Source organism: Kitasatospora sp. NPDC088346 (assembly GCF_044740765.1).
Lineage (GTDB): Bacteria > Actinomycetota > Actinomycetes > Streptomycetales > Streptomycetaceae > Kitasatospora.
In genome coordinates, this window is record NZ_JBIURH010000156.1 from 1 (window position 1) to 2,339 (window position 2,339).

Below are 2,339 nucleotides of genomic sequence, written 5' to 3' on the forward strand. Positions count from 1 at the left end.
TCCCCGGCCCATTCCCCCATTGCCACAAGAAGCAGTCTGGCCCCGCCGCTCACGCGGCGGGGCCAGAACCCAAGATCTTCACGAGCCTTCTAGGGCTGCGCACACGTCGTTTCGGTTCCTCTGATGCGGTACTAACGCCGCGTTCGATAGCCAGCGTTCCACGGTCTTGGGTGTGACACCAATGCGGGTCGCCAGCTGATGCGGTGTGAGGTTGGCAGCTGCCATACCTCGTCGGAGAGCGATGTTCAAGAGTCATCCCCCGGACGTTTGGGCCTTCTTGGACGCTAGCGCGTAGACCGCCTTCATGTCTCGCATACGGGGGTGCTTTGGCCCACCTGAGAGCGAAGGATCGACAGTGCGCCGAGGAAGCCCACCGGCCCGAACGGAGGAGCAGTCCGTGCCGAAGACGTACGCCGAGTACAAGACGGAGCAGCGCAAGCAACCCGCCGCCGGCAATCCGCTGGACGAGTACGACCCGGAGACCAGTGCCCGAGTTGCGGAGCACCCGGCGAACGGCTGGCCACCGTGCACGTGTCCCAGTTGCACCGGCGGGTCCGCGTGATGGCCCCGTACGCGGCCCCGCCGTGCGGCGTGCCGTGCCTCCCCCGGCCGTGACCAGAGCGGTCTCCAAGACTCCCGTCCCGGCGGACGGGAAGCGTCAACATCTCCGCCGGGACGGGGCACCACCCGCTGTGCAGCGCCGCGCAGCGGCAGCACCGCCGGGCACGGCGCCCGCCGTACCCGCAGACGAGAAAGAGGAACGCACGTGGACAAGTCCGTGGACTTCAACCCGGCGTCGCACCCGGGCCTGGCCTGGTCGGTGGCGTCGTACTCCCACCTGGACGACACGGTGGAGTGCTTCGCGGTCGCCGACGCCGGGGACGGCCTGGTGGCGCTCGCCAACATCAACAACGACGGCGCCGTGATCACCGGCACCCCCGGTGAGCTGCGCAAGCTGCGCGACGCCTTCGCCGCTGGCCAGTACGACCACCTGATCGGCGCCTGACACACCAGCAAGTGAGCGAGAGGCGACCGCCCCAACTCAACTGGGGCGGTCACCCCTCCTGCCCCACCCTACGAGAAGGGAGCGCCACCGTGCAGACTGCACTGTCCCGCCTGGTCACCGACCCGGATACCTTCCGGACCGCATGGCCCTCGGTGCCCACGGTGTACGACCGTGACGCGGCGGACCTGCAACAGCTCGCCACCAGGCAGGCGGCCCGCGAGATCCTGGCCGACCCCGATATCCGTCCGGGCGGGTTCGGCATGGTCCGCGAGGGCGTGCTGACCGCCGAACGAACGTCCGCGGACCACCCGACCGACACCCTGGTTCTCAACGGCCTGCACCGGTCCTACCCGCCGATCATGCAGTTCTGCAAGGAACTGTCCGCCATGCTCGGCCACCCGGTGACGGGGAACTTCTACCTCACCCCGGCCGGGCAGGCGCAGGGGTTCGGGTGGCACTGGGACTGCCATCACGTCTTCATCGCGCAGGCCGAGGGGGCGAAGGAGTGGCGCATGTTCGCTCCGACCTTCGTGAACCCGCTGGAGCATCACAACTGGTCCAAGATCGGGTTCTCTCCCGAGGACAAGGCCCGGTTCGCCTCGGACACCCCGGACTTCTCGGTCACCCTGCGGGCCGGGCAGGTGCTGTTCATCCCGCGGGGGTGGGTGCACGCGGGGCGGACCACCGAGGAACACAGCCTTCACATCACGTTCGGAGTGCAACTCCTGACGAAGCACTGGGCGTTGCGCAAGCTCTGGGAGCTGAGCGAGGACAGCGAGGCCCTGCGCGATGAGCTTCCGCCGAACCTCGGTGGGCAGGACTTCACCAAGCTCGCCGGCGATCTGGTCGAGCTGTTCCGTGACGCGCTGACCGAGCTGCCAACCGACAACGTCGCTCTCCGGCTCCGCTCGGCACAGCGTCTCTCGGTGCTCGGCCAGGAACCCAAGTAGAGCGGCGGACCATCGGAGCATGGCGGGACGGAAGAACGGCGGCAAGCACCGTAGGCGGTGTCAGTGGCCCGGATGCCAGCACTACGCGAATCTGCGGGACCTGGACACCGGACAGGACTTCTGCCTGTCGTGTGCTCTCGCCATGCTCTACGCCGCGGACGACCCGATCACCAACTTCCGTGAGTTCGACGACTCGACCGAGTACGCCGATGCGCTCCGGGAGCTGGCACCACTCGGACTCTTGGGTTGGCCGGGCTCCACTCCACCGGATGGCCCGCTAACCTCGGACTGAAGTTCCCCCACTGAGCTGGACAGCCTGATACTGGGACGGTTGAGTCCCGGAGGAAGCAGTCCAGGTAGTGAGTGGCAAGAGCAACATGAGC

At 67.6% G+C, this 2,339-nt stretch carries 3 protein-coding genes; all 3 read left to right on the forward strand.

Annotated features, from left to right (window positions below; genetic code table 11):
* Positions 1-397 precede the first annotated feature (397 nt).
* The 3 genes from ACIOFR_RS42090 (at position 398) to ACIOFR_RS42100 (ending at position 1,956) form a co-directional block, all read left to right on the forward strand.
* Entirely contained in the window at positions 398-562 is a 165-nt protein-coding gene (locus tag ACIOFR_RS42090; protein ID WP_401006104.1) for a hypothetical protein, read from the forward strand.
* A gap of 204 nt (positions 563-766) precedes the next feature.
* Positions 767-1,006, forward strand: coding sequence for a hypothetical protein (locus tag ACIOFR_RS42095; protein WP_401006106.1), 240 nt, complete (start codon positions 767-769; stop codon positions 1,004-1,006).
* 89 nt (positions 1,007-1,095) lie between these two features.
* Positions 1,096-1,956: a JmjC domain-containing protein gene (locus ACIOFR_RS42100; RefSeq protein WP_401006108.1), complete on the forward strand. Its 861-nt coding sequence runs from the start codon at positions 1,096-1,098 to the stop codon at positions 1,954-1,956.
* Positions 1,957-2,339 lie beyond the last annotated feature (383 nt).